Here is a 25,434-nt window from a genome sequence, read left to right on the forward strand (position 1 = left end):
CCGTTAACACCGTTTTCGCTGCAGCGCGAAATGAAAAAGCGTTAAAATTTGCAAGTTGCATATTGGTGTTTTTACATAGTTGGGGGTCTAACATGGCAGAAGCCGCAAAAAAACCGAGGCCGGTGATCCGGAACATCGGGCTTGGGCAGATATTGTTCGCGTACCGCCTGCCGCTCGCGGGTCGCGTATCCATCGGCCACCGTGTCAGTGGCGCGTTGATGTTTATCTTCCTGCCCTTCCTCTTGTATCTGTTTGACCAAAGTCTCACCTCGGAACTCAGCTTCGAGGTATTCAAGGGTTTCCTCTCCAGCATCATCATCAAGCTCATCGTGCTCGTGCTCGGCTGGGCCTTCCTGTTTCACTTCAGCGCGGGCGTGCGCCATCTGTGCATGGACTTCAACCATGAACTGACTGGCAAGCAGCAGGGCAAGTCGACTTCTCTCGTCGTCGTGATCGTCTCCACGATTCTCACGATCGCCTTCGCGGCGAAACTCTTCGGAGCGTTCTAAAACATGTCTGCCAAAAACGGAATTGGTCCGAAGCGCCTTGTCGTCGGCGCTCACTACGGCCTGCGCGACTGGATGGTGCAACGCGGCACCGCGGTAGTCATGGCCGTGTACACGGTCATTCTGCTTGCCTGGTTCTTCGGTGCGCAGGATTTTTCGTATGACGGCTGGGCGTCGATTTTCGCCACGCAGTGGATGAAGCTCGCGACGTTCGTCACGCTGCTCGCGCTGTTCTATCACGCGTGGGTCGGCATCCGTGACATCTGGATGGACTACGTCCACCACGTCGGCGTGCGCGTCGCGCTGTACGTGCTGTCGATCGTCTGGCTGGTCGCGAGCCTCGGCTACGCCGCGCAGATTCTCTGGAGAGTGTAAAGAATGGTTGCAATCAAGAATTCTCTGCCGCGTCGCAAGTTCGACGTGGTCATCGTCGGCGCCGGCGGCTCGGGGATGCGCGCGTCGTTGCAACTCGCCCGCGCGGGCCTGTCGGTCTGCGTGCTCTCGAAGGTGTTCCCGACGCGTTCGCACACCGTTGCCGCACAAGGCGGCATCGGCGCTTCGCTCGGCAACATGAGCGAAGACAACTGGCACTTCCACTTCTACGACACGATCAAGGGTTCCGACTGGCTCGGCGACCAGGACGCGATCGAGTTCATGTGCCGCGAAGCGGGCAACGCCGTGTACGAACTGGAACACTTCGGCATGCCGTTCGACCGCAACGCCGACGGCACGATCTACCAGCGCCCGTTCGGCGGCCACACGGCCAACTACGGCGAGAAGCCGGTCCAGCGCGCGTGCGCCGCGGCTGACCGTACCGGCCACGCGCTGCTGCACACGCTGTACCAGCAGAACGTCGCGGCGAAGACGCAGTTCTTCGTCGAATGGATGGCGCTCGACCTGATCCGCGACGCGGAAGGCGACGTGCTCGGCGTGACCGCGCTGGAAATGGAAACCGGCGACGTCTACATCCTCGAAGGCAAGACCACGCTGTTCGCCACGGGCGGCGCGGGCCGGATCTTCGCGGCATCGACGAACGCGTTCATCAACACCGGCGACGGCCTCGGCATGGCGGCCCGTTCGGGCATCCCGCTGCAGGACATGGAGTTCTGGCAGTTCCACCCGACCGGCGTGGCCGGCGCGGGCGTGCTGATTACCGAAGGCGTGCGCGGCGAAGGCGGCATTCTGCGCAACTCGAACGGCGAGCGCTTCATGGAGCGCTACGCACCGACGCTGAAGGATCTGGCGCCGCGCGACTTCGTTTCGCGTTCGATGGACCAGGAAATCAAGGAAGGCCGCGGCGTGGGCGCGCACAAGGATCACGTGCTGCTCGACCTGTCGCACATCGGCGCCGAGACGATCATGAAGCGTCTGCCGTCGATCCGCGAAATCGCGCTGAAGTTCGCGAACGTGGACTGCATCAAGGAACCGATCCCGGTCGTTCCGACCATCCACTACCAGATGGGCGGCATTCCGACCAACATCCACGGCCAGGTCGTGGGCACGAAGAAGGGCCACGAAGATCCGGTCAACGGCTTCTACGCGGTCGGCGAATGCTCGTGCGTCTCGGTGCACGGCGCGAACCGCCTCGGCACGAACTCGCTGCTCGACCTCGTCGTGTTCGGCCGCGCGGCCGGCAACCACATCGTCAAGCACGTGAAGGAAATCCGCGAGCACAAGCCGCTGCCGGCTGATGCAGCCGATTTCTCGCTCTCGCGTCTTGCGGCGCTCGACAGCTCGACTTCGGGCGAATACGCGCAAAGCGTGGCGAACGAAATCCGCGGCACGATGCAAAAGCATGCAGGCGTGTTCCGCACGTCGAAGATGCTGGCGGAAGGCGTGCAGGAAATCAGGAAGGTGTCCGAGCGCGTCAAGCACATCCATCTGAAGGACAAGTCGAAGGTGTTCAACACCGCGCGCGTCGAAGCGCTCGAAGTGGCCAACATGATGGAAGTGGCCAACGCGACGATGGTGTCGGCGGATGCACGCAAGGAAAGCCGCGGCGCGCACGCACTCAGCGACCACGAACACCGCGACGACGAAAACTGGCTGCGTCACACGCTCTGGTTCAGCGGCGACAACCGGCTCGAATACAAGCCGGTTCATATGCAACCGCTGACCGTCGAGTCCGTGCCGCCGAAGGCGCGTACGTTCTAAGCGAAAGCCAGTCAAGAGGAATCGGAAATGGCCAAACGAATTTTTGAAGTCTACCGCTACGATCCGGACAAGGACGCGGCGCCGCGCATGCAGACGTACGAGCTGGAAATCACGCACGAGCGCATGCTGCTGGACGCCCTTGTCAAGCTGAAGGAAGTCGACGAGACGTTGTCGTATCGCCGTTCGTGCCGTGAAGGCGTGTGCGGCTCGGACGCGATGAACATCAACGGCAAGAACGGCCTCGCGTGCCTGACGAACCTGAACGACCTGCCGCAGAAGATCGTGCTGCGCCCGTTGCCGGGCCTGCCCGTGGTCCGCGACCTGTTCGTGGACATGACGCACTTCTTCAACCAGTACCACTCGATCAAGCCGTACCTGATCAACGACACGCCGCCGCCCGAGAAGGAGCGTCTGCAGTCGCCCGAACAGCGCGACGAACTCGACGGTCTGTACGAGTGTATTCTGTGTGCAAGCTGCTCGACGTCGTGCCCGAGTTTCTGGTGGAACCCGGACAAGTTCGTGGGCCCCGCAGGTCTTCTGCAGGCTTACCGCTTCATCGCCGACAGCCGCGACGAGGCGACCGGCGAGCGTCTGGACAATCTTGAAGATCCGTACCGTCTGTTCCGTTGCCATACGATCATGAACTGCGTCGATGTTTGCCCGAAGGGGCTGAACCCGTCGAAGGCGATCGGCAAGATCAAGGAACTGATGGCCCGCCGGGCGGTTTGACGCGGCATTCTGGAAATGGAAACGCATCAATCCGATCCCCTTCGCCGCGCGCGCCTTCGCTGGCGCTCGCGGCGCGGTTTGCTCGAAAACGATTTGATTTTCGAGCGCTTTTTTGAACGCTACGAACAAGACCTCAGCGATGCAGATGTGGGTGCGCTCACTCGCCTGCTCGAGCTGAGCGATAACGACCTGATGGACTTGCTTCTCGCACGCAAGGAACCTGAGGGCAATCTTGCCGACGCGGACGTGAAGCGCGTGCTGGATCTGCTTCGCAACGTCTGATTCGCAGTGGTTTCGCACTGGCGTCCGTAGTGGCGCCAGAATGCACCGCCCCCACGTGCAAATTATCGAATCCCGAATTTATCTTCGATTGAGGATGTGCTATGACTCCGTCTGATGTAAAAGCCACGCTGTCGTTCAGCGACAATTCGCCGAGCGTTGAAATGCCGATCTACAAGGGCACGATGGGCCCGGATGTGATCGATATCCGCAAACTGTACGGTCAGACCGGCAAATTCACGTATGACCCGGGCTTTATGTCGACGGCAGCGTGCAATTCGGCGATCACGTACATCGATGGGGACAAGGGCGAACTGCTGTATCGCGGCTACCCGATCGACAACCTCGCGCAAAACGCGGACTTCCTCGAGTCCTGCTACCTGCTCCTTAAGGGCGAACTGCCGAACCAGGCGCAGAAGGCCGAGTTCGTGAAGACCGTCACGAACCACACGATGGTTCACGAGCAGATGCAGTTCTTCTTCCGTGGCTTCCGCCGCGACGCGCACCCGATGGCGATCCTGGTCGCCGCAGTCGGCGCGCTGTCCGCGTTCTACCACGACTCGCTCGACATCACCAACCCGCGTCACCGCGAAGTCTCGGCAATCCGCATGATCGCGAAGCTGCCGACGCTCGTCGCGATGGCGTACAAGTACAGCATCGGCCAGCCGTTCGTCTATCCGCGTAACGACCTGTCGTACAGCGCGAACTTCATGCGCATGATGTTCTCGAACCCGTGCTCGGAGTACAAGGTCAATGACGTGCTCGTGCGCGCGCTCGACCGCATCCTGATCCTGCACGCCGACCACGAGCAGAACGCGTCGACCTCGACGGTGCGTCTGGCCGGTTCGTCGGGCGCGAACCCGTTCGCGTGTATCGCCGCCGGTATCGCATGTCTGTGGGGCCCGGCGCACGGTGGTGCGAACGAAGCCGCGCTGACGATGCTCGAAGAGATCGGCTCGGTCGACAACATCCCCGAGTTCATCAAGAAGGTCAAGGACAAGAACTCGGGCGTGAAGCTGATGGGCTTCGGTCACCGCGTGTACAAGAACTACGATCCGCGCGCGAAGCTGATGCGCGAAACGTGCCACGAAGTGCTCGAAGAACTGGGCCTGCACGACGATCCGCTGTTCAAGCTCGCGATGGCGCTCGAAAAGATCGCCCTCGAAGACGAATACTTCGTGTCGCGCAAGCTGTACCCGAACGTCGACTTCTACTCGGGCATCGTTCAGCGCGCGCTGGGCATCCCGACCTCGATGTTCACCTGCATCTTCGCGATGGCACGTACGGTGGGCTGGATTGCGCAGTGGAACGAAATGATCGCCGACCCCGAGCAAAAGATCGGCCGTCCGCGTCAGCTGTTCATCGGCAACGCACCGCGCGAAGCCAAGCCGATCGCACAGCGCTAAGCGCATGCCTCGAACGGCGTGCCCGCTGCGGCGCGCCGTGCATGAAATATCGCTCGAACACCCCGACGGGTTCGCCCGCCGGGGTGTTTTTGTTTGCGCGGGCCAGGTGTTTTCGTTCCATCGGCACACGACAAAGCCCAGGACTCGTCCTAATGAGTTGACGATGTAGCCAGGACAAGAACTAAAAACAGGCTTTGAGGCGCTTTTTCCAGTAGCGATTGGATACCATCGCTGAGTCTCCCGATCCCGATCCAGCCCGATCCAGGATTATTCGGACCGGCTCCCGCATCCGCCGGGGTATCGTCCGGTCCGCCGCATATTGCATCCCGATTCATTGTTCTAGCCGCGATTCCCGTTCGGGATCGTTCGGCTCCTATTGCGCATTCGCCGGACATCATCCGGCCCGCTGCACGCTGCACCCCGATGCATTGTTCTTGCCGTGTTTCCCGTCCGGAGCAGGCCATGCCGTCATCACGACGATCAAGCGGTGCAGTTGTGCGGATCAGCTGTGCGGATCGATTGCATCGAATGCGGATGTCCGAATAAGACAGAGGAAAAACGTACATGCGTAGAGGATTCGCGCGCGTGCTCGATCAGATCGTCGGCGCGGGCTTTTCCAGTTGGGGCGTCGCGATAGGTCTGCTCGCCGCTGCCGCCTATGGCTATACGCCGGCTGGCGAAGTGCTGTTCGCGCCGCTCGACCGGCTTCATTGGGGGCTCGTCGCGCCGCGGGCGCGGCCGGTCAGCCGTAGCCGGGTCGCGACCGTCGTGATCGATGCGCGCACGGTCGCGGCGCTCGGGCCGGTCGCCGCCTATTCGCGGGCGACGGATGTGCGGCTGCTCGAACGCCTGCATGGCGCGGCGGCCGTGTGTCTCGATTTCGCGATGGTGACGCCGCAACCGGAGGACGCACTGCTCGCGCCCGCAATCGCCCGGCACGGCCGCGTCGTGCTGAGCGCGCAGTCGAGCGCGCAGATCGGCCACGCGGAGGTGGTGCTGCCGCCGTCGCCAGCGCTGGCCGCGGCGGCTGCCGCGATCGGCCAGCGCAATCTGCTCGTCGGGGCGGGCCATACGGTGCAAGGCATCGTGCCGTATCTCAAGGTGCGTGCGACGGGCGACGAGGAACCGCACGTGGTGCTGCAGGCGCTGCGCGTCGCGGGCGACGTCGAGCCGCTCCGCAATATTCGCCGCTTCATCCAGGCGCAGGTGTCGTCGATGGGGCAGATCGTGCCCGGCGCATTGGCGCTCGCCCTGCCGACGCATTTCAATCTCGATCAGTATTCCTATATCGACGTGCTCGAAGGGCGCGTGCCGGAGAGTGCGCTGGCGGGGCGGATCGTTTTTGTCGGCGACACGGCGACCGATCTCGCGGGCGGTCCATACCGGCTGTCCGCAGCGAGCGCGCCGCTGGCCCGCGTGCAGATCGATGCAATCGCCACCAATGCGCTGCTTCACGGCCGCATCGACCTGCGCGTGCCGCCGCTCGCGCAGATGGCGATCGGCGTGGGCATCGCGCTCGGCCTGATCGCGATCTGCGTGCTCACGCCGCGCCGCCGCCTGAACCTGTTCGCATTCGGATGGGCGGCCTTCGTCATCGCGGCGCTGTCCGTGCTGCCGCAGGTGAGCCAACGCTGGATGCCGGTCGGACCGGCGCTGGCGATCTGCATACTCGTCTATGCGGTGTATGGCTGGCGGCGCGCGAACAATGCGCACAGCGCGCTCCAGCGCGAGCTGGACGTGCTGCGTGCCGGGCCTGCGGGCGGCGTGCTGCCGCCGGTTCCGGACGATACGCGGTCCATCGACGAGATCGGTGACCTGATGCGCCGCATTCGCGAATCGCGCACCGCGTATGTCGAACTGATTCAGTCGCTGCCGTATCCGGTGTTCGTCGAGCAGGGCACGAAGCTCGTGCTGAGCAACGAGCAGGGGCGCGAACTGCTCGACCTGCTCGCGGGCGACGACAAGGACGAGGCGCATCGCGCGATCCTGTCGCTCACACGCAAGGAAAGCGCCGCTGCGAAGGCGTCGCGCGAAATCCGCACGGCCGAGCTGACGCTGAACGGGCGCACGCAGATGATGATGGTGACGCCGTTCGGCGACGGCACCGATCTCGCGGACGCGGGCAGCATGATCTGCTTTGTCGACGTGCACGAGATCAAGGCCGCGGCGGAGCGGGACCGGATGACGCTGCGGCACATGGCGCACGACCTGCGCAATCCGCTCGCGACGATGCTGCTGCTGCTCAACGAACACGGGGCGAGCGGGCGCCACACGGACGCGGATTTTCTCGCGAACCTGCAGCGGCTCGTCGATTACAGCCTGCGCGTCGCGCAGGAGTTCACGCAACTGTCGCGCGCCGAGCATCTCGACGCCCGTACCTACGTGCCGCTGGCCGCCGCGGATCTCGTGGCCGAGGCCGTCGATCAGGTCTGGCATGGCGCGGCGGCGAAGAAGATCGACGTCGAGGGGCCGCACGTGCACGGCGACGAAGCGTTCGTGCTCGGCAACCGCGACATGCTGTTGCGTTCGCTCATCAACCTGCTCGACAACGCGGTCAAGTACTCGCCGCCCGGAACGACGGTCGATGTCCACGTCGAGACGCAGGATGCTGAGGTCGTGATTCGTGTCGAGGATTGCGGCATCGGCATTGCCGCAGACGCGCTGCCGCATTTGTTCGAGCCGTTTTTCCAGGCAGCGGGTGCGAGCGACGATCCCACGCTCGGCGTCGGCCTCGGGTTGCCGCTCGTGCAGGCGGTCGTCACGCGGCACGGCGGCCGGATCGACGTCGCGTCGACGCTGGGCCGAGGCAGCAGCTTCACGATTCGTCTGCCGAGGGTCGAGGCGGACGCGCTGGCCGAATAGCGCGACCAGCGAGAAAACCCCGCGAGCTTGCGTTCGCGGGGCGGGATGAAAAACGGCATGCGCATCCTTCGATGCACGCTGTGTGCGCCGCGGCCGGTATTCCGGCACGCGGCGCACGTCATTTTTCAGCCGGGGTTATCGACCTTGGTAGACCTCCCACGCCTGATCCCACGCGGTACCCTTGCCGGGTTCGTAGGCCCACGCAGCCAGCGAGCACCAGCCGCTGAACGGCGCGGGCTTGCAGCGGTAGAGCTTGCCGTGGTTGGAGACGATGTCGCCCGGGGCGTACTTCGTGCCGTCCTTGTACGACGGGTGCGAGCTGCCGCTTTCGCTGCTGCCGGAACCGCCGCTTTCGCTGCCGCCCGAGCCGTTGCCGGAGCCGTTGCCCGAGCCATTGCCCGAACCGTTACCGGAGCCGTTACCCGAGCCGTTACCCGAGCCGCTGCTTTCGCCGATGAGCGTCCACGCGTCGGACCACGCGAAGCCCTTGCCCGGTTCATACGCGACCGGTGCAGCGGAGCACCAGCCGCTGAACGGGAACGGCTTGCACTGATACAGCTTGCCGCCGTTCGTCACGACGTCGCCAGCTTTGTACTGCGTGCCCGGCTTGTACTGCGGATGTGCACCGTTACCGCCGCTTTCACCGCCGCCGTTGCCACCGTTACCGCCGCTTTCACCGCCGCCGTCACCACCACTTTCCCCGCCGCCGGTCTGCGCGGCCTTCACGACCACCGAATGCTTCGCCGTCGCCGACAGCTTTCCGTCGCTGACCTTCACCTCGAACGTGAACGTCTTGTCGGCGCTGAGCGTCGGCGCGGTGAACGTCAGCGTCGCGCCGTTCTTTTGCGCTTCGATACCGCTCGGCACCGTCCAGGCGAACGTGAGCTTGTCGCCGTCCGGGTCGCTCGACTTCGCGGCGGACAGCGTGACCGTCTGGCCCGCATCGGCCGTTGCCGGGCCGCTCAGATGCGCGACGGGCGGCTGGTTCTCGACCGGCGGTGCGATCGTCGCTTCGGCCTTCGCCGTCACCGTGACGCGCGCGCTCGACGAAAGTCCGGCCGGGTCGGTCACCGTGACCTGGAACACGAAGTTCGTATCCTGCCCGACTGCGGGAATCGCGACGCTCGCCTTCACACTGGTTGCGTCGGCAATCGTGAGCGGCGCGCCTTGCACCTGCTCCCACTCGTAGGTCAGCTTGTCGCCGTCCGGATCGCGCGACTTCGATGCGTCGAGCGTGACGGTCTGCGCGCCGTTCACCGTCATGTTCTGACCGGCGTTGGCGACCGGCGGATGGTTGACCGGACCGCTGCCGCCTTCATCGTGGCCGAGACCCACGTGCATCGCGTTCAGGATGTCGCCGTCGTCGGCGTCGATTTCCCACGAGAACAGGCCGCCGAGTTGTTGCGCGCGCACATAGTCGCCCTTCGCGTGCACCGAGCGCGGATCGTCGAACGTGATCAGGTCGCCCGTGCTCTTGTTGAACACATAGGGGCCTTCCGCGGCCTGGTCGTAGTGGTACTCGTAGCCGTTGATGCCGACGCCGTTTGCGCCGATCATCTTCGCCTTCAGTTCCTTGTAGTCGATGACGCCCTTTTCCCACTGACCGGCGTGCGGCCCCTTCGCCGTGCCGGTGAATGGATTGCCGTCGGTGTAGCCCGACACGCCGGTCCAGCCGCGGCCATAGGCCGCCGCGCCGACGACGAGCTTCTTCGGATCGACGCCCTGCGCGATCAGCGCCTTGATCGAGTTGTCGGTCGTGTACACGGTGTCCGGCTTCCATGCCGGTGCGTACATCGCCGCCTGGTGACCCAGCTTCGTCAGACTGAACGCACCGTAATAGTCGTACGTCATGTCGAAGATGTAGTCCATGTACTTCGTGGCGTCCTTGTAGTTCACCACGTCGATCTTGTCCTTGCCCGAGCCGATTGCGGACGTCAGCTGGTAGGTCTTGCCGGTTTCCTGCGACAGGCCGTCGAGCATCTGCCGCAGTTCCTTCATCAGCGTGACGTAGAGCGGACCGTCCTTGACCGGATCGCCGATTTTCGGATTCGCGCCATTGCCGCCGGGGAATTCCCAGTCGATGTCGACGCCGTCGAAGAACTTCCACGTGCGCAGCAATTGCTCGACGGAATCGACGAACACCTTGCGCTTGGCCGCATCGTGCATCTGGAAGAACGGGTCCGAAAGCGTCCAGCCGCCGATCGACGGCAGGATTTTCAGGTCCGGGTTGCGCTTCTTCGCGGCCATCATCTGGCCGAGCACGCCCTTGAGCTTCGAGTTCGTGCCCTGACCCGGCAGCGACTTCGCCATTTCGCCGTAGATGTCGTGGATCGCGACGCTGAAATCGGGCAGACCGGAGCAGCTCGACTGCAGCGTCTTGAACGAGTTCGGCATGTCCTGCGCGAGCGACGCATTCACGTTCGCGCCGCCGCAGATCGGCACGAAGCCGTAGAGCAGGTGCGTGAGGTTATCGACCGGTACGTTGTCCACATTGAACTTGCGCTCATAGATCGACCACGTCGCGAAGTAAGTGCCGACCACTAAGCCCGACTTGTTCGCATACGACTTGTGATGCGAGCTCGCGTTGTTCGGCAGATCGTCCGCGAGTTCGGAGACGGTGTCGAACACGGTCACCGAGAGCGGCGTGCTGTCGCTGGAGGCGCCGTTCGCGTCGATTGCGCGCACCTGCATCTTCTTCACGCCGGGCGTCGCCACGTTCGCGAAGACCGTGCCGCTTTGCGCCGTGCCCGGCGTCAACTGGATCTCGGACGACGGGTCGACCACGCCGTCGACCACTGCGACGGCCTTCACCGCCGTGCCGCCGCTCCAGATGTTGAACGGCAGCGGCACGTTGACCTGCTTGTTCAGCTTGACGACGTCCTTGTAGGCGGGCGCGCCGCTATTGGCTTTTTCCAGATTGATCTCGACGAAGCCGTGCGGCTGCGACGTGATTTCGTACGCCTTGAGGTTGGGTGTGCCGGGCGCGGCGAGCGCCGCGTTCGCGAAACAGAGCGCGCTGGCCGCTGCAATCGTCGCGGTGACGAGTACAGGGATTCTGCCGGCCGCGATGGCGGGCATCGGGTGGCGGGAAGGTTTATTCAAGCTCAATTTAATCGTCGTCCTTGATGAATGAAATGGGGGCTGGGAAACCCTGCGCATTGTTTTCATCCCGGACGGGACCGCCAATCAACCTCAACGTTGTCTCAACGCAGGCTCAGCGTTTCCGGCCCGCAACCCTGATGCCCGCCGCCGCCGCGATTCTTTGAGGAATTGCTAATGATGATTCACGGTGCTGCGGCCTTCATCGAAACTCCGTTCCGCGCTGCACGGATTGCCAATGGGTCACGCATTCGGCAACGCATCCGGCAGCGCATTCGCGCCGGAGGATTTGCCGGCAACGATCCACTTCGCTATCGAAAGCGATATCGACAGACCGATCATTCGACACCAGACTATGAGTAATCGCCGTACCCTCTTCAAACTGTCGCCGCTCGTCGCGTGCGCATCCATGTTCTTCGCCCAGCACGCGGCCGCGCATGGCTATCTGTCCGAGCCGCCGTCGCGCAACCTGCTGTGCAGCTCGCACGCGGGCAAGGCCCAGAACTTCAACTGCGGCCAGGTCACGTGGGAGCCGCAAAGCGTCGAAGGCAAGCAGGGCTTCCCGCAAGCCGGTGCACCGGACGGCCAGATCGCGAGCGGCGGCATTTCGCAATTCAGCGAACTGAACGCGCAGTCGGTCGACCGCTGGAAGATCAACGACATCAAGCAGGGCGCGCACAACTTCAAGTGGGTGTTCACCGCACCGCACAAGACGAAGGATTTCAAGTACTACCTGACGAAGCAGGGCTGGAACCCGAACGCGAAGCTCACGCGCGATCAGTTCGACCTCACGCCGTTCTGCACGATCGACGCCCACGGCAAGAAAGCCGATGCTATCGGCGCGCATAACTGCACGATTCCAACGGATCGCACCGGCCATCACGTGATGCTGGCGACGTGGCACGTCGCGGATACGTCCAACATGTGGTACAACGTCGCCGACCTGAACATCAAGTCGGACGGCGGCACGGTCGATCCGGTCGAGCCGGTCAAGCCGGAGTGGTCGACGGTCGGCAGCATCGCGCCGACGATGGACCTGAACGTCGGCGATACGGTCACGAACCGCGTGTTCAAGTCGAGCGGCGAAGTGCCGTCGATGAAGACGACGGTGACGATCGGCACGGCGGAGCAGGGCGAGCGCAACATGTGGTCGATGCTGCTCGCGAAGGAAATCAACCGCGCGCAAAGCGCGAGCCTGCTCGCGGGCATCGAGCGTGACGGCGTCATCGAACCGGCGCTCGGCAAGAACGACGTGTATGCGAAGAGCGGCAGCGGCGTCGTGCGCACCGAAACGACGATCGAGCAAAAGCCCGAAGTCGGCATCGACGAAGGCTTCAGCATCACGAGCAACTCCGAGTTCAAGATCCAGAACGGCAAGGCGACCGCGAAATTCTTCGTGAAGCTCAACCACCAGAAGGACACGAACGTCGCAGTGAAGGTGTACGACGCAACGAATTCGCTGGTCGGCTCGAAGTCGCTGAAGATGCAGACGCAGGGCGACGTGAGCGTCGACATCGCGAACGCGAAGGCGGGTGCGCATACGGCGGTTGCGACGTCGCAGATCGACGGCGGCACGCTGAAGCAGGAAACCGTCACGTTCAAGCTCGTCGGCGAACCCACCGGCGGCGAATCGGGCGGCGACGGCGCGAAGTGCCACGCTGACTGGAAGAAGGGCACCGCCTACAAGACCGACGGCAAGGTGCAGCACAAGGGCCGTATTTATCAGGCCCGCTGGTGGACCCGCGGCGAGATGCCGGGCGATCCGGCGACCACGGGCCCGGACTATTCCGGCAAGGTCTGGCGGGACCTGGGCGCCTGCAGCAAGTAAGTCGTTGCTTTGACTTCGAAGACCGCGCATCGGCCCGATGCGCGGTTTTTTTCGTTTCCCCGGCGACTTTTGAGACTTCGTTGAGCTTGATTGAGGCGATGTCGATCAACCGGGAAAATGCCTTCATCGACAGTCTTCACGCATCTCTTCTGACGCCGCGCCATACAAGCGTTGCAACCCGGCGCGCCGCACCGGACCTCGATCAAAACCGATCGTCATCCCAACGAGGATTGAAATCTTGAAACTCAATCGTGCATTTCGCGCGGGCAGACCGCTGCGCGCGCAACAAGGCTTCACGCTGCTCGAACTGCTGGTCGTGCTGCTCATCATCGCGCTGCTCGCGGGCTATGTCGGCCCGAAGCTCTTTTCGCAGGTCGACAAGGCGAAGGTCAAGACGACCGAGGCGCAGATGAAGACGCTCGGCGACGCGCTCACGCAGTTCCGTCTCGACACGGGCCGCTATCCGGGCGCGGAGGAAGGGCTCGACGCGCTGGTCGTCGAGCCTCAGGGCGCGGAAGGCTGGAACGGGCCGTATCTCGCGAAGGCGGTGCCCAGGGACGCGTGGGGGCGTGCGTATCAATGGAACGTGCCGGGCCGCGACGGCGAGGCGGAAATCGTGTCGCTGGGGCGTGATGGCCGACAGGGCGGGAGTGGGGTCGATGCGGATCTCGTCTACGGCATGTAAGCGCAGCTTGCGCGCGCAAGCGTGCAAGCTGCTCGCGACGGCAGGCATGGCGGTGTGCGCGACCTGCGCCGCCGCGAAGGATTGCTGGACCCGCGCGGGCGAACGGTACGGCATCGATCCGCTGCTGCTCGCGGCGATTGCGAAGGTCGAATCCTCGATGGACCCGCGCGCCTTCAATCGCAACAGCAACGGCACCTACGACATCGGACTCATGCAGATCAACAGCACGCACCTGCCGCGCCTCGTCAAAGTGGGCGTGACGCGCAAGCGGCTGATCGACGAGCCGTGCACGTCGATCGACACGGGCGCGTCGATCCTGGCGGGTTTCATCGACCGCCACGGCTATACGTGGAATGCGGTCGGCGCGTATAACGCCGGGTCGTCGCCGAAGCGCGCGCCCGCTCGCAAGGCGTATGCGACGAAGGTGTGGGAAACGTACACCGAACTCACGCGAGATCGCGCGACGAGCATGGCCGAACTCGCGCAGTGGGCGCAATGAGCGTGCAGGCATTCGACGTCCGTCTGCTCATCGACGGCAAGCTGGTCGAGCGCGTCGTTCACGGCCGCGACGAAGCGGATGTGCGCGCGCAGCTCGGCGCGTCGTCCGGGATCGTGCTGAAGGTTGGCCGCCGCGCGCGCTTTGGCGCGCGCCGCAAGGCGCCGGCTTTCGCGCTCACGCTGTTTTTGCAGGAGCTTTCAACGCTGCTCGATGCGGGCCTCGTGCTGATCGAGGCACTCGAAGCGCTGCGCGACAAGGCGGGCGCGGATCGCGGCTCGAAGCCCGTACTCGACCGCGTGGTCGCGGTGATGGTCGAGGGCCAGCCGTTCTCGAAGGCGCTCGCGAAGCAGCCAGATGTGTTTCCGGCGCTGCTCGTCGCCACCATCGAATCGGCTGAAGGCAGCGGCCAGTTGCCGGTCGTGCTGAAGCGCTACCTGCAGTACGAAACGCGCATCGCGCAGATCCGCAAGCGGGTGACGGGCGCGCTCGTCTACCCGGCGCTCGTGATCGGCATCGGCTGCGCGATTCTGATGTTCATGGCGTTTTTCGTGATTCCGCGCTTCGCGACGGTGTTCGAAACCATGAACACGCTGCCCGCGACCGCGCGCGCGATGCTCGCGTGGTCGACCCTGCTGGCGGAGCACGGCGGCGCGATTGGCTTCGCGCTTGTGGCGGCGGCCGTGCTCGCAGTGGGCGCGATCCGTGGCGGCGCGGCAAAGCGGCTGGGCGCGCGGCTGATGTGGCGCGTGCCGAAAGTGCGCGATATCGCCGGGCTATTCGCGCTGACGCGTTTCTACCGCACGACGGGCCTTTTGATCGAGGGCGGCACGCCCGCGCTCGGCGCGCTCGAACTTGCGGGCAAGACGCTGCCCGCGCAGCATCGCGCACGGCTCGACGCCGCGCTCGTCGAGCTGCGTGCGGGCCGGACCGTATCGGCCGTGCTCGCGCAGCACGCGCTGACGACGCCGGTTGCCGAACGGCTGCTGCGGGTTGGCGAACAGAGCGGCGATCTCGGCGGGATGTGTGAGCACATCGCGCAGTTCCACGATTCGGCGCTCGACCGCGCAATCGAGATGGCCAGCAAGGTGTTCGAACCGGTGCTGATGCTCGTGGTCGGCGGCATCGTCGGCGCGGTGGTCGTGCTGCTCTATATGCCGATTTTCGAACTCGCGGGCAGCATTGGCTGACCGCTCCGCAGCGCGATGCGCGGCCATAACCGCGCAGGATAACTGAACATGCCTACCAATTTTCTCGCTGGAATCTGGCAGACCGAAGCGGCCGACGCCGGGCTCGGCATCGCCGACTACGTCTCGCGCATGATCGCCAGCGACCCGCGCCTGCTCGACGAAGCGGCCGTCGCGCTCGGCGTGCACGCGTTTCAGCCGGATGTGCTGCAAGCGGCCGGGATGCGTTTTGACCTGCTGCCGCTGCATGATGCGTTGACGCTGCGCGTGCTGCCGGTCGAACTCGACGGCGCGCCGTATTTCGTGCTCGCCGATCCGTTTTCGCGCGCGGCGCGCGACGCATTGCTCGCGCGCTTTCCGAATGCGTCGGCGGTGACCGCGATGAGCATGCCGGGCGAGGTCGAGCGGCTGCTGAAGGATGCCGAAGCGAACGAGCGCCTGATGGACGGCGACGTGACGCTCGGCCCGCACGGCGATTCGCTCGCGCAGGCCATCGAGTCGATCACGCCCGCGAGCATCGCGAAGGACGAGAGCCCGATCATCCGGCTCGTCAACATGACGCTGTACGACGCGCTGCAAAGCCGTGCGAGCGACATTCACCTGGAAGCGGCGCCGGACGGGTTGGCGATCCGCTACCGGATCGACGGCGTGCTGCAGGCGATCCGGCGCATTCCGGGCGTCGATGTCGCGACGCAGACGATGTCGCGCCTCAAGGTGCTCGCGTCGCTCGATATCGCCGAGAAGCGCGTGCCGCAGGACGGCCGCTTCAAGGTCGTTCTGCAGGGGCGCGAGATCGATTACCGCGTGTCGGTGATTCCGGGCACGCACGGCGAGAATGCCGTGCTGCGCGTGCTCGACAAGTCGCAGCGCGGCGAGCGGATCAGCCTCGACGTGCTCGGCTTCGACGCGCACACCGCGCGGCGCGTGCGTGCGCTCGCCAACCGGCCGTATGGGCTGATGCTCGCGACCGGCCCGACCGGCAGCGGCAAGTCGACGACGCTCTATGCGGTGCTCTCGGAGCTCAACCACGGCGAAGACAAGATCGTCACGATCGAGGACCCGGTCGAATACGAATTGCCCGGCGTGCTGCAGATTCCCGTCAACGAGCGCAAGGGGCTGACCTTCGCGCGCGGGCTGCGCGCGATCCTGCGGCACGACCCGGACACCGTGATGGTCGGCGAGATCCGCGACGAAGAAACGGCGTCGATTGCGGTGCAATCCGCGCTGACCGGCCACCGCGTGCTGTCGACCGTGCATGCGAACGACGGCTTCAGCGTGATCGACCGCTTCATCTACATGGGCGTCGAACCGTCGACGTTTCTTGAGGCGCTGAACGGCGTCGTGTCGCAGCGGCTCGTGCGGCGCATCTGCGCCACGTGCGGTAACGCGCACGGCGGCGCGGACGGCGACGGCAGCGCACTCGAGGGTGCGTCGCTCGACGATCTGCGCCACCTCGTGACGCCGGGCGCGGGCTGCGACGCGTGCCGCGGCACCGGCTATCACGGCCGGATCGGTCTTGCCGAGATCCTGACGCTCGATGCGCCGATGAAATCCGCGCTGCTTGCGCGCTCGCTCGACAGGCGCGAGCAGGCGCTTGCAGACAACGCCGACTACCAGTCCATGCGCGACGCCGCGCTGGCGGCGATTCGCCAGCGCTTGACCACGTTCCAGGAGGTGCAGCGTGCAATCGATCTTCAATGATGTTTATGCCGTCGCGGATGCGCAGCGCTTGCGCGTCTGGAACGGCGCCGGGGCGCGCGATTACGTCGGCGAGTCGGCGTTCGCGGTGGAGCACGGCGGCGATCCGGCGGTTGCGCTCGCAACGGTGCTCGGTGCGCTGCCGAAGGTGCGCGGCGCGTTTCGCAACCGGCTCTATCTGCGCATTGGGCATCCGTGGACGCACGCGGCGGTGTTGCCGTGGCAGTCGGGGCTGTGGTCCGAGTCCGCGTGGCAAGCCTATGCACGCGCGCTGTTCGAGGCGCGCGCGCTGCGCGTGCCGCTTGCGGTGCGCGTCGCGTATGCACGCTTCGGCGGTGCGCGGCTCGCCGTTGCGCTGCACGACGACGTGCTGCGCACCTGCGCCGAGGTGAGCCGTGCGGCGGGCTGGCAACTCGCGGGCTGCCGCGATGCGCTTTCGGCTGCGTTATCCGCTGCGCTCCAGAAACAACGGGCAAGCCTCGGTGCGGGCGATTACCGCTTCGTACTGTTGCAGCCCGGCGTCGTGACGTGCCTCTTCTGTTGCGGTGGCGAATGGCGCGATGTCGTTACGCTGCCGCGTCACGCGGGGCAGCATCTCGGCGATCTGATCGGCGCTGCGGCGCTGATGTGCGGTCAGCCGACGGAGGGCCGGACCTTCGTGAGCACGCTCGATGCGCACGAGCGCATCGACGAGTGCATCGACATGCGCGATGGCAAGGACGACGCCCATGTTCACGATGGCGGCGCGACGCTGCCCGACCGGCTGCGGGCCGAGGTGGCGGCATGAGGTCGCTGGATTTCGCGCCCGTGCGGCGCCGGATTACGCCATGGGCCGCCGCCATGATCGGCGCGGCGGCGCTCACCGCCGCATTCGCCGCCGAGGAGGCGGTGCGCGTCGAAGCGCTGAATGACGAGGTCGAACAGATCCAGGCGCAGCTCGACCAGCGACAGCGCGCGCACGAACGCGAACAGCGCCGCCGGAAAAGCATGACGCCGGAGCAGAAACGGATCGAGCGCGTGATCGCCGCGCAGCAGACGCACACGGAAGGCTCGGCGCTGCCGGTCGTCGACCGGATCGAGCGCGCGTGGTCGCCCGACCTCGCGCTGACTTCGCTGAGCGTCGACAAGGCAGGCACCGTCGCGCGGATCGAAGGCGGCGCGGCAAGCCTGTCGCATATCTATCAGTTCGTCGAACGTTTGAACGACGGGCGCGCCGAACGGCGCACCGGCCTGCTGCAGCACCGCGCGAAGGCGGTCGATGGCCGGACGATCCATCTCTTCAGCGTGAGCGTCGAATGAACATGAACATCAGGACCCGCATCGATTTCGGCCAGTTGCGCGAGCGCGCCCGCTGGTGCGCTTACGCGGCTGGACGCCGGCTCGGCGTATCAGGGATCGTGGCCGTGGCCGTGGTCGCCGCCGTGCCGGTCGCTTACGCCTGCTACTTGAATCCCGAGACGGAACGGCTCGATGCAGAGCGTGCTGCCGCGCGCAAGGCGCTCGCCGCGATGCAGAAGCCGGGCGCGGCGCAGAACGCGCATGGCATGACGCTGCGCGACGTGCAGAAGCTGCGCGTGCGCGAACAGGCGTATTCGGTGTTCGAACTGCTTGAGCAGAACGGCATCGTGCGCAAACACGCGACCTACCGGCACGAGATCGAGGCGAAGGGCAAGCTGCGTCGGCTGACGATCGACATCGCCGCGTCGGGACCGTATGCCGGGCTGCGCGAGGCATTGCGTGCGATCGCGGATCAACCGATGGCGCGGGTCGAGAGCGTCGCGCTCGAACGCGACAGGATCGACACCGCGCAGCTTGAGATCAACCTGCGCGTGAGCCTGCTGGGGCCGGACGCATGACGGCCTCGCTTCGCACCCGGCAACGCGTCGCGCGCGCGGCATCGCTTGCATGTGCCGTGGCGGCGTTAGCTGCCGTGGCGCCCCTCACGTCCGTTGCATTCGCTGACGAACCCGTTGGCAACACAACCGATGTGTCCGTATCGGTCGATCTGTTTCCTGCGCAACGTTGGGACGCGCTCGGCGAGCTTGCTGCACCCGAGATTCCCGAGATGCCTGCGCAGATCGATCCCGACGAGTTCGGCGGCGCCGACGTCGCCGCGCCCGAGCCCGAACCCGAACCGGCTGCGCCGCCGTTCGCGGTGACAGGCGAATGGCGCGAGGGCGGGCGGCGCGTGGTCGTGGTCGAAACCGTGCTCCAGGCCGCGCTCGAGACCGGGCCCGAAGCCGGGCCCGAAGCCGGGCCCGAACTGCGGCTCCTGTGCGAGCGCCGCTGCGACGTGCGCGGCGCGGTCGGGCCGGGTGACGAGATCGCCCCCGGCTACCGGCTGAAACATCTGACCGATCGCGAGGCGTTGATCGTCGACGCCAACGGCGCCGAAATCGCGCTGCCCACGCCGGGACTCACGCCCTGAATCCGGCTTCTTTCAACCTGCATCGAACCTCATCATGAAACGTGTCGCCAGTCTGCTCGTCCTGCTCGCAGCGTTCTCGCTGACGGGCTGCGCGGGCACCGCATTCCACTCCGTTGCGACGGATACCGCGTCCGCGGCCAACGAACTCGCCGCGCTGAAGACGCGGCAGCAGGCCGCCCCGGACGATCTCGATCTCGCCGCCGCCGTGCCGACGCGCCAGCAGGACTACGTGCGCATCGAGCTGAAAGAGGCCGAAGCCGATGCGTCGCAAGGCGAATACGGGGCCGCGATCGAGCATCTCGCCAACGTGCTGCGCGAGGAGCCGGGCAACCTGAAGGCGCAACAGGATCTGCGCCGGATCGAGCGCCGCCAGCAGATACAGATCGACTATGCGCGCGCGGCGCGCCTGCGCGACAGCCGCCCGCAGGAAGCGCTCGAAATCGTGCGCGGCATCCTCGCGGAGCAGCCGAACCACCCGGAGTCGAAGCGCCTGAACGACGCGCTGCTGCGCGCGTCGAAGGCGAGCCGCACCACGCGGCCGCAGCTCGCCGACGCGCTGCGCAAGCCGGTGTCGCTGAATTTCCGCTCGCAGCCGCTGTCGGGCATCTTCGACGTGATCTCGCGCATGTCCGGCGTGAACTTCGTGTTCGATCGCGACGTGCAGGTCGATCGGCCCGCGACGCTGCTCGCCGGGCGCACGACCGCCGAGGACGCGATCAACCTGCTGCTGCGCACCAACCAGCTCGACAAAAAGGTGCTCGACAGGCACACGCTGCTGATCTACCCGGCGCAACCGGACAAGGCGCGCAACTACCAGGAGTTCGCGCTGCGCACGTTCTTCCTCTCGCATGCGGACGCGAAGTCCGTGATGGCCGCGCTGCGCCAGATGATCAAGCCGAAGGACGTGTACGTCGACGAGCGCATCAACGCGGTCGTCGTGCGCGATACGCCGGAAACGATCCAGGTCGCCGAGCGCATCGTGATGGGACTCGACATTGCGCAGTCGGAAGTCACGCTCGACGTGCAGGTGCTCGAACTGAACATGAACGACAGGATCGACCTAGGCGTCCAGTATCCGGGAAGGATCCAGTTCAACGCGCACGGCGGCGACGGTTCGCTGCCGACGACGCTTGGCGACCTGCTCCGGATCAACCGCGACCGGATCGGCGTGTCTGGCGACACCGGCGTGCTGTCGGCGGCGATCAATATGCTGCAGAAGCAGGGCAAGACGAAGACGCTCGCGAATCCGAAGATCCGCGTGCGCAACATGGAGAAGGCCAACATCAAGATCGGCGAGCGCGTGCCGATCGTTACGACGACCAACGCGAACGGCGTCGTCAGCGAATCGGTCAGCTACCAGGACGTGGGCCTGATCCTGAAGGTCGAGCCGCGCATCAGCCTGAACGACGAAGTGAGCGTGAGGGTGAACCTCGAAGTCAGCAGCATTCTGTCGAAGGAAACGACGAAGACGGGCCTCGTTGCGTATGCACTCGGCACGCGCAACGCCGAGACGCTGATGACCGCGAAGAACGGCGAGACGCAGATTCTCGCGGGCCTCGTCAAGCGCAGCGAAAGCGACGACATCATAGGGCTGCCGGGGCTGTCCGGGCTGCCCGTGATTGGCCGCCTGTTCGGTACGAACGCGACGGCCAGCGAGAAGTCCGAGATCGTGCTGCTGGTCACGCCGCACATCGAGCGCAACCTCGACCTGCCGGAAGCCGCTGTGACGACGTTCTTGTCCGGCACGGAAACCCGCATCACAACCGAGGCGCTGACGCTCGATGCCGCGTTCGCGCCGGGCGATGCGGCGCGCACGACGCCGCCCGAACTCGACGAGCCGATCCTGCCCGGCGATGCCGATGACGAAGTGGCCGGTGAAGCGGCCGATGAAGCGGCCAATGAAGCGGCCAATGAAGCGGCCAATGAAGCGGCCAATGAAGCGGCGGGTGAAGTAACCGGCCCAGCCGGTGCGGCGCAATCGAACGCACTGCAGGCGGCCTTGAGCCCGGACGATGCGCAGGCGGAGGATGCCGACGCGCACTCGCCGCACGGCACGGGGATGATCCGGACGCGCGGCGCCGAAGCCACGGCGCCGCATCCGCAAACGAATGCGGATCGATTCGTGCGCGCGCTGGATGCGGCCTTACGGCTTCCGGCCGCGCCCGGCACGTCGGCGCGCATAGCCGTGCGCTCCGGAGCATTGACGTGACGGCACGGCCCCGCCGCCGCGCGCGCGGCTTCACGCTGATCGAACTGCTCGTGGCGTTGACGCTGCTCGCGTTGCTCGCGACCGTCGCGCTGCCGCTGTCCGATCTCGTCAAGCGGCGTGCGAACGAGGCGGAACTGCGGCGCGCGCTGGTGACGATCCGCACCGCGCTCGACGCATACAAGCGCGCGGCTGACGCGGGCCGCATCGAACGCAGTGTCGACGAGAGCGGCTATCCGGAGGATCTGCGCGCGCTTGTCGACGGCGTCGAGGACAAGAAGAGCGCGAACGGCGAGCGTCTCTATTTCCTGAGGCGGATTCCGGCCGATCCGATGTGCGACTGCGAAGGCACTGCGCCGGAAGCGATGTGGGAAACCCGCAGCTACGCCAGCGATCCGGACGCGTTCTCGCCGGGCGCAGACGTGTTCGATGTGCGCTCACGCAACCGAATGGAAGGGCTGAATGGCGTCCCGTACCACCAGTGGTAGGCACACGCGCGGCTTCACGCTGATCGAGCTGCTCGTCGTGATGGCGATCATCGCGGCGCTGACGGCGCTCGTCGCGCCCGGCTATCTGAAGCAGGGCGACCGCGCGAAGGAAACCGTGCTGCGCCACAATCTGAACACGCTGCGCGAGTCGATCGACGACTACCGCGCGGATCACGGGCGCGATCCGGACTCGCTGCAGGCGCTCGTCGACGCCCGCTATCTGCGCGACGTGCCGATCGATCCGCTGACCGGCAGGCGCACCACCTGGGTGCTCGTGCCGGGCGAAACCGGTGGTGTGTACGACGTGAGGAGCGGCGCGAAGGGCCGTGCGCTGAACGGGGGCGAGTATGCGGCGTGGTGAGCGCGGACCGCATATCCGGCGCCATTCGGCGCGCGGCATCGCGTATCTCGGGGTGCTGTTGCTGACCGGCGCGCTGGCGCTCGGTGCGACCCAGGCCGCGCGGATCTGGAAGACGGTCCAGCAGCGCGACCGCGAAGCGCAACTGCTGTTTGTCGGCGACCAGATTCGCCAGGCGATTGCGCATTATTACAATTCGGCGGAGGGCAGCCGGTTCCCGCCGTCGCTCGATGCGCTCGTCGAAGACCGTCGCGGTCCGCAGCCGTTGCGCCATCTGCGGCGCGTGTATCCGGACCCGCTGACGCGCAGCCGCGAATGGGGCCTCATCGAGGCGCCGGAAGGCGGCGTGATGGGCGTCTACAGCAAAGCGGAGGGCAGGCCACTGAAGCAACAGGGTTTTCCGGACGACTATGCGGGCTTCGACGGCAAGGACGCGTATGCTGACTGGGCGTTCGTGTATCTGCCGTCACCGATAGCCGCCTCACCGCAGGCATCGCCGACGTCCTCGGCATCGCCTGGCAGTCCGTAAAGCCCATCGAACAGGGAGTGGAAATGATTGTCGGTATTCTGGAAGACATGGTGACCCAGGCGAATACCGTGGCTGCCTGGCTGGAGAAGGCGGGGTATGAAGTGATCGTGCGCCACGACGGCGACAGCTTCATCGCGCTCGTGCAGAACCAGCGCGTGGACGTGCTGCTGCTCGACTGGGACGTGCCGGGCAAGTCGGGCGTCGAGGTCATGAGCTGGGTGCGCGGCCAGTTCGGCGGGCAGATGCCGATCGTGATCATGACGCATCACGACGGCGAGGAGGACATCGTCTACGGCCTGAACAACGGCGCCGACGACTACCTGATCAAGCCGTTGCGCGAGCGCGAGCTGATCGCCCGCGTTGGCGCGCAGGCGCGCAAGTATTACCCCGAGCAGCGCCAGGGCAAGCGCATCGAAATCGGCCACTTCGCGCTGGATCCCGAGGCACACGCGGCGCTCGTCGCGGACGTGCCGGTCGAGTTGTCGCAGCGCGAGTTCGATCTCGCGCTGATGTTGTTCGAGAACGTCGGGCGGATCGTGCCGAAGGATGCGCTGATCAAGCGGATCTGGGGCGGCATCGACCGTAAATACGACGCGACGCTCGCGACCTATGTCAGCAAGCTGCGCTCGCGTCTCGGGCTGCGTTCGAAAAACGGGCTCGTGATTTCGACGATCTACAACCACGGCTATCGGCTCGAACGGGTGTAATTCTCCGGGCGCATCGGCGCGCGGCCGGATCGGCGGTCCGCGTCAGCAGTTCGTCAGCAACGCGTCGCGCCAAGCGACGCCGCTCGCACACCACGAGGCGCATCGCTCGATGCGCGGAATCGACGCCAATATTCGGTAACGGATGAGCCGTCTGTGGGGCCGCCACGGTGGAATAGCGCCCCGGCGCCGGTCGTTTTGGAGTTGACACGTACGTGCAGTCCGGCGTTGCCGATCGGCCCACGGCAGAATGCGCGCCGCGTGCCAGGCGTATCGATGGGGTCTTCACGGCACCGGCGCGCATCGCGCGCGCCGCGTGACCGGTCCATCGCCAGGGGCGACATCATGCGCAAACTTCCCGGCTTCGCCATTGTGTGCTGCGCGCTGGCGGTCGGTTCGACATCGGCCGTGTCGCAGCAAGTCATGGACACGCCGTCTGCTGGTCCCGTCTGCCGGACGGTCACGGGAACCGCCGACATTGACGGCACGCCGCAGCAGTTCAGCGGCCTTGCGTGTCTGCAGCCGGACGGCACATGGACCATCGTGCAGGCCGACTACGGCACGCTCTCCTATCCCGCGGAGGCGTGGCCGGCCTACGGCTGGTGGCCGCCCGTGGCGGTTGGGGCGTCGTTCATCTTCATCGACCGCTTTCATCGTTTCCACCCGATAAGAACCGTCCGGTTCGTCCACCCCGGCATGCATGGCGGCTTTCGAGGCGATGGCTTTCGAGGCGGCAGCTTTCGAGGCGACGGTTTTCGACGCGACGGCTTTCGAGGCGGCTTTCGAGGCGGCTTTCACGGCGGCTTTCACGGCGGCCACATGATTCGGGGCGGTATGGGCGGCGGGCATCATCGCTAACGCCATGGCGATGGCGGGCGGTTGCGCGGGCGCCCGCTTTTTGTTCCGCGGCGTGGAGCCGGTCTTTCTTTGTAGCCTTGATACCAAGGCCTCCGCATCAAATTGCGTGCGCAATCAAAACGAGAATCATATGAGCACCATGCGGCGCGCTTGCGTGCGTATGCAACGCGTTGCGCTTCCTTGAGCTTCATGTGGACTTCGAGACGCTGCGTTGCGCCACCCGATCGGGGCGCTGCACCGTGGCGCGCGTTGCGTGAAGAATGGACCTATGCGGGGTGCGTGGGCTGCGGCGGGCGAACAGACACGTTGCTGCATCTGCGCGAGTTATTTTGAGCGGATCGCGCGGAATTTGAGGGAGTGACTGTGCACATAAAGCAAGCACAGGGCGCGATCCTGTGCAATGATCGTGCGCAACTGCACGCGGCGCACACGGGTAAAACCCGAGGCCGCTATGACATCCGCCTGCCGGACACCAGGGTAAATGCAAGGGTGGCGCGTAAGTTTGTGGTAAGTGAGTGCGGTTATCGTCGTTCGAGGCTATATAAAACACAAAACGCAGTCTGCAATTGCAATGAAATAAATATATGGCCTTCTGTTGCTTGCTCGGCAGCTGAATTCATGAAGGAGACAAAAGTATGCTGGAATCAGTCCTGCGGGAAGAGCGCGTGTTCGCGCCGTCCGCGCAAATGGTGGCGAACGCGACGGTGTCGGGCATGGACGCCTACAACGCACTGTGCGCGGAAGCCGAGCGCGATTACGAGGGCTTCTGGGCGCGTCTCGCACGCGAAACCCTGAGCTGGCACAAGCCGTTCTCGAAGGTGCTCGACGAATCGAACGCGCCGTTCTACACGTGGTTCGAGGATGGCGAACTCAACGCTTCGTACAACAGCCTCGACCGTCACGTCGAAGCGGGCCTTGGCGAGCGCGTCGCGAT

The 25,434-nt window shown here is 65.1% G+C and carries 25 protein-coding genes; 24 read left to right on the top strand and 1 reads right to left on the bottom strand.

Annotation, left to right across the window (positions count from 1 at the left end; genetic code table 11):
* Positions 1-92 precede the first annotated feature (92 nt).
* The 7 genes from sdhC (at position 93) to ACFPTO_RS18645 (ending at position 7,936) form a co-directional block, all read left to right on the top strand.
* The gene (sdhC, locus tag ACFPTO_RS18615; protein ID WP_377713548.1) at positions 93-509 is read left to right on the top strand and encodes a succinate dehydrogenase, cytochrome b556 subunit; all 417 of its coding nucleotides are present in this window, start codon (positions 93-95) and stop codon (positions 507-509) included.
* A gap of 3 nt (positions 510-512) precedes the next feature.
* Positions 513-881, top strand: a complete 369-nt coding sequence (gene sdhD, locus ACFPTO_RS18620; RefSeq protein WP_377713550.1) for a succinate dehydrogenase, hydrophobic membrane anchor protein — start codon at positions 513-515, stop codon at positions 879-881.
* 3 nt (positions 882-884) lie between these two features.
* Complete coding sequence (gene sdhA / locus ACFPTO_RS18625) at positions 885-2,660, top strand: succinate dehydrogenase flavoprotein subunit (protein WP_377713552.1); 1,776 nt, start codon at positions 885-887, stop codon at positions 2,658-2,660.
* Between the two features lie 27 nt (positions 2,661-2,687).
* Positions 2,688-3,389: a succinate dehydrogenase iron-sulfur subunit gene (locus ACFPTO_RS18630; protein ID WP_377713554.1), complete on the top strand. Its 702-nt coding sequence runs from the start codon at positions 2,688-2,690 to the stop codon at positions 3,387-3,389.
* A 15-nt stretch (positions 3,390-3,404) separates the two neighbouring features.
* Positions 3,405-3,671 (top strand): FAD assembly factor SdhE, encoded by a 267-nt coding sequence (locus ACFPTO_RS18635; RefSeq protein ID WP_377713556.1) that lies wholly within the window; start codon positions 3,405-3,407, stop codon positions 3,669-3,671.
* A 101-nt stretch (positions 3,672-3,772) separates the two neighbouring features.
* Positions 3,773-5,074: a citrate synthase gene (gltA, locus tag ACFPTO_RS18640; RefSeq protein WP_377713558.1), complete on the top strand. Its 1,302-nt coding sequence runs from the start codon at positions 3,773-3,775 to the stop codon at positions 5,072-5,074.
* Between the two features lie 564 nt (positions 5,075-5,638).
* Positions 5,639-7,936, top strand: a complete 2,298-nt coding sequence (locus tag ACFPTO_RS18645) for a sensor histidine kinase (RefSeq protein ID WP_377713560.1) — start codon at positions 5,639-5,641, stop codon at positions 7,934-7,936.
* A 135-nt stretch (positions 7,937-8,071) separates the two neighbouring features.
* Here the strand turns inward: ACFPTO_RS18645 and ACFPTO_RS18650 are convergent, their stop codons facing one another.
* The gene (locus tag ACFPTO_RS18650) at positions 8,072-11,038 is read right to left on the bottom strand and encodes a glycosyl hydrolase family 18 protein (RefSeq protein ID WP_377713562.1); all 2,967 of its coding nucleotides are present in this window, start codon (positions 11,036-11,038) and stop codon (positions 8,072-8,074) included.
* A gap of 174 nt (positions 11,039-11,212) precedes the next feature.
* On the opposite strand from ACFPTO_RS18650, the gene ACFPTO_RS18655 reads away from it, so the two are divergent.
* From ACFPTO_RS18655 to ACFPTO_RS18735, 17 genes are all read left to right on the top strand, one after another.
* On the top strand, positions 11,213-11,398 hold the full coding sequence (locus tag ACFPTO_RS18655; protein ID WP_377713564.1) for a hypothetical protein: 186 nt from the start codon (positions 11,213-11,215) through the stop codon (positions 11,396-11,398).
* Positions 11,391-12,863 (top strand): N-acetylglucosamine-binding protein GbpA, encoded by a 1,473-nt coding sequence (gbpA, locus tag ACFPTO_RS18660; RefSeq protein WP_377713566.1) that lies wholly within the window; start codon positions 11,391-11,393, stop codon positions 12,861-12,863. The genes ACFPTO_RS18655 and gbpA overlap by 8 nt, the downstream gene beginning before the upstream one ends.
* Before the next feature lie 238 nt (positions 12,864-13,101).
* Positions 13,102-13,548 carry a type II secretion system major pseudopilin GspG gene (gspG, locus tag ACFPTO_RS18665; protein WP_377713568.1) on the top strand — a complete coding sequence of 149 codons (447 nt, stop codon included), beginning with the start codon at positions 13,102-13,104 and terminating at the stop codon, positions 13,546-13,548.
* A complete protein-coding gene (locus ACFPTO_RS18670; protein WP_377713570.1) occupies positions 13,523-14,047 on the top strand; it encodes a lytic transglycosylase domain-containing protein in 525 nt (174 codons plus the stop codon). The genes gspG and ACFPTO_RS18670 overlap by 26 nt, the downstream gene beginning before the upstream one ends.
* On the top strand, positions 14,044-15,234 hold the full coding sequence (locus ACFPTO_RS18675; RefSeq protein ID WP_377713572.1) for a type II secretion system F family protein: 1,191 nt from the start codon (positions 14,044-14,046) through the stop codon (positions 15,232-15,234). Before ACFPTO_RS18670 ends, ACFPTO_RS18675 begins: the two co-directional genes overlap by 4 nt.
* A 48-nt stretch (positions 15,235-15,282) precedes the next feature.
* Positions 15,283-16,932 carry a GspE/PulE family protein gene (locus ACFPTO_RS18680; RefSeq protein ID WP_377713574.1) on the top strand — a complete coding sequence of 550 codons (1,650 nt, stop codon included), beginning with the start codon at positions 15,283-15,285 and terminating at the stop codon, positions 16,930-16,932.
* Positions 16,913-17,716 carry a hypothetical protein gene (locus ACFPTO_RS18685; RefSeq protein ID WP_377713576.1) on the top strand — a complete coding sequence of 268 codons (804 nt, stop codon included), beginning with the start codon at positions 16,913-16,915 and terminating at the stop codon, positions 17,714-17,716. The genes ACFPTO_RS18680 and ACFPTO_RS18685 overlap by 20 nt, the downstream gene beginning before the upstream one ends.
* Positions 17,713-18,228 carry a hypothetical protein gene (locus ACFPTO_RS18690; protein WP_377713578.1) on the top strand — a complete coding sequence of 172 codons (516 nt, stop codon included), beginning with the start codon at positions 17,713-17,715 and terminating at the stop codon, positions 18,226-18,228. The genes ACFPTO_RS18685 and ACFPTO_RS18690 overlap by 4 nt, the downstream gene beginning before the upstream one ends.
* A 2-nt stretch (positions 18,229-18,230) precedes the next feature.
* Positions 18,231-18,785, top strand: a complete 555-nt coding sequence (locus ACFPTO_RS18695; RefSeq protein WP_377713580.1) for a hypothetical protein — start codon at positions 18,231-18,233, stop codon at positions 18,783-18,785.
* Positions 18,782-19,357, top strand: coding sequence for a hypothetical protein (locus ACFPTO_RS18700; RefSeq protein WP_377713582.1), 576 nt, complete (start codon positions 18,782-18,784; stop codon positions 19,355-19,357). Before ACFPTO_RS18695 ends, ACFPTO_RS18700 begins: the two co-directional genes overlap by 4 nt.
* A gap of 34 nt (positions 19,358-19,391) precedes the next feature.
* A complete protein-coding gene (locus ACFPTO_RS18705; protein ID WP_377713584.1) occupies positions 19,392-21,566 on the top strand; it encodes a secretin N-terminal domain-containing protein in 2,175 nt (724 codons plus the stop codon).
* Positions 21,563-22,051, top strand: coding sequence for a type II secretion system protein (locus ACFPTO_RS18710; RefSeq protein WP_377713586.1), 489 nt, complete (start codon positions 21,563-21,565; stop codon positions 22,049-22,051). The genes ACFPTO_RS18705 and ACFPTO_RS18710 overlap by 4 nt, the downstream gene beginning before the upstream one ends.
* A complete protein-coding gene (locus ACFPTO_RS18715) occupies positions 22,026-22,412 on the top strand; it encodes a type II secretion system protein (protein ID WP_377713588.1) in 387 nt (128 codons plus the stop codon). The genes ACFPTO_RS18710 and ACFPTO_RS18715 overlap by 26 nt, the downstream gene beginning before the upstream one ends.
* Complete coding sequence (locus tag ACFPTO_RS18720; RefSeq protein ID WP_377713590.1) at positions 22,399-22,938, top strand: type II secretion system protein; 540 nt, start codon at positions 22,399-22,401, stop codon at positions 22,936-22,938. The genes ACFPTO_RS18715 and ACFPTO_RS18720 overlap by 14 nt, the downstream gene beginning before the upstream one ends.
* 23 nt (positions 22,939-22,961) lie before the next feature.
* Complete coding sequence (locus tag ACFPTO_RS18725) at positions 22,962-23,645, top strand: response regulator transcription factor (RefSeq protein WP_377713592.1); 684 nt, start codon at positions 22,962-22,964, stop codon at positions 23,643-23,645.
* A gap of 342 nt (positions 23,646-23,987) precedes the next feature.
* Complete coding sequence (locus ACFPTO_RS18730) at positions 23,988-24,500, top strand: hypothetical protein (protein ID WP_377713594.1); 513 nt, start codon at positions 23,988-23,990, stop codon at positions 24,498-24,500.
* Positions 24,501-25,135: 635 nt separating this feature from the next.
* Positions 25,136-25,434: acetyl-coenzyme A synthetase N-terminal domain-containing protein (locus ACFPTO_RS18735; protein WP_377713596.1), on the top strand; the 299-nt coding region annotated here is incomplete at its 3' end.

The organism is Paraburkholderia denitrificans, from assembly GCF_042655705.1.
Taxonomy (GTDB): domain Bacteria; phylum Pseudomonadota; class Gammaproteobacteria; order Burkholderiales; family Burkholderiaceae; genus Paraburkholderia; species Paraburkholderia denitrificans.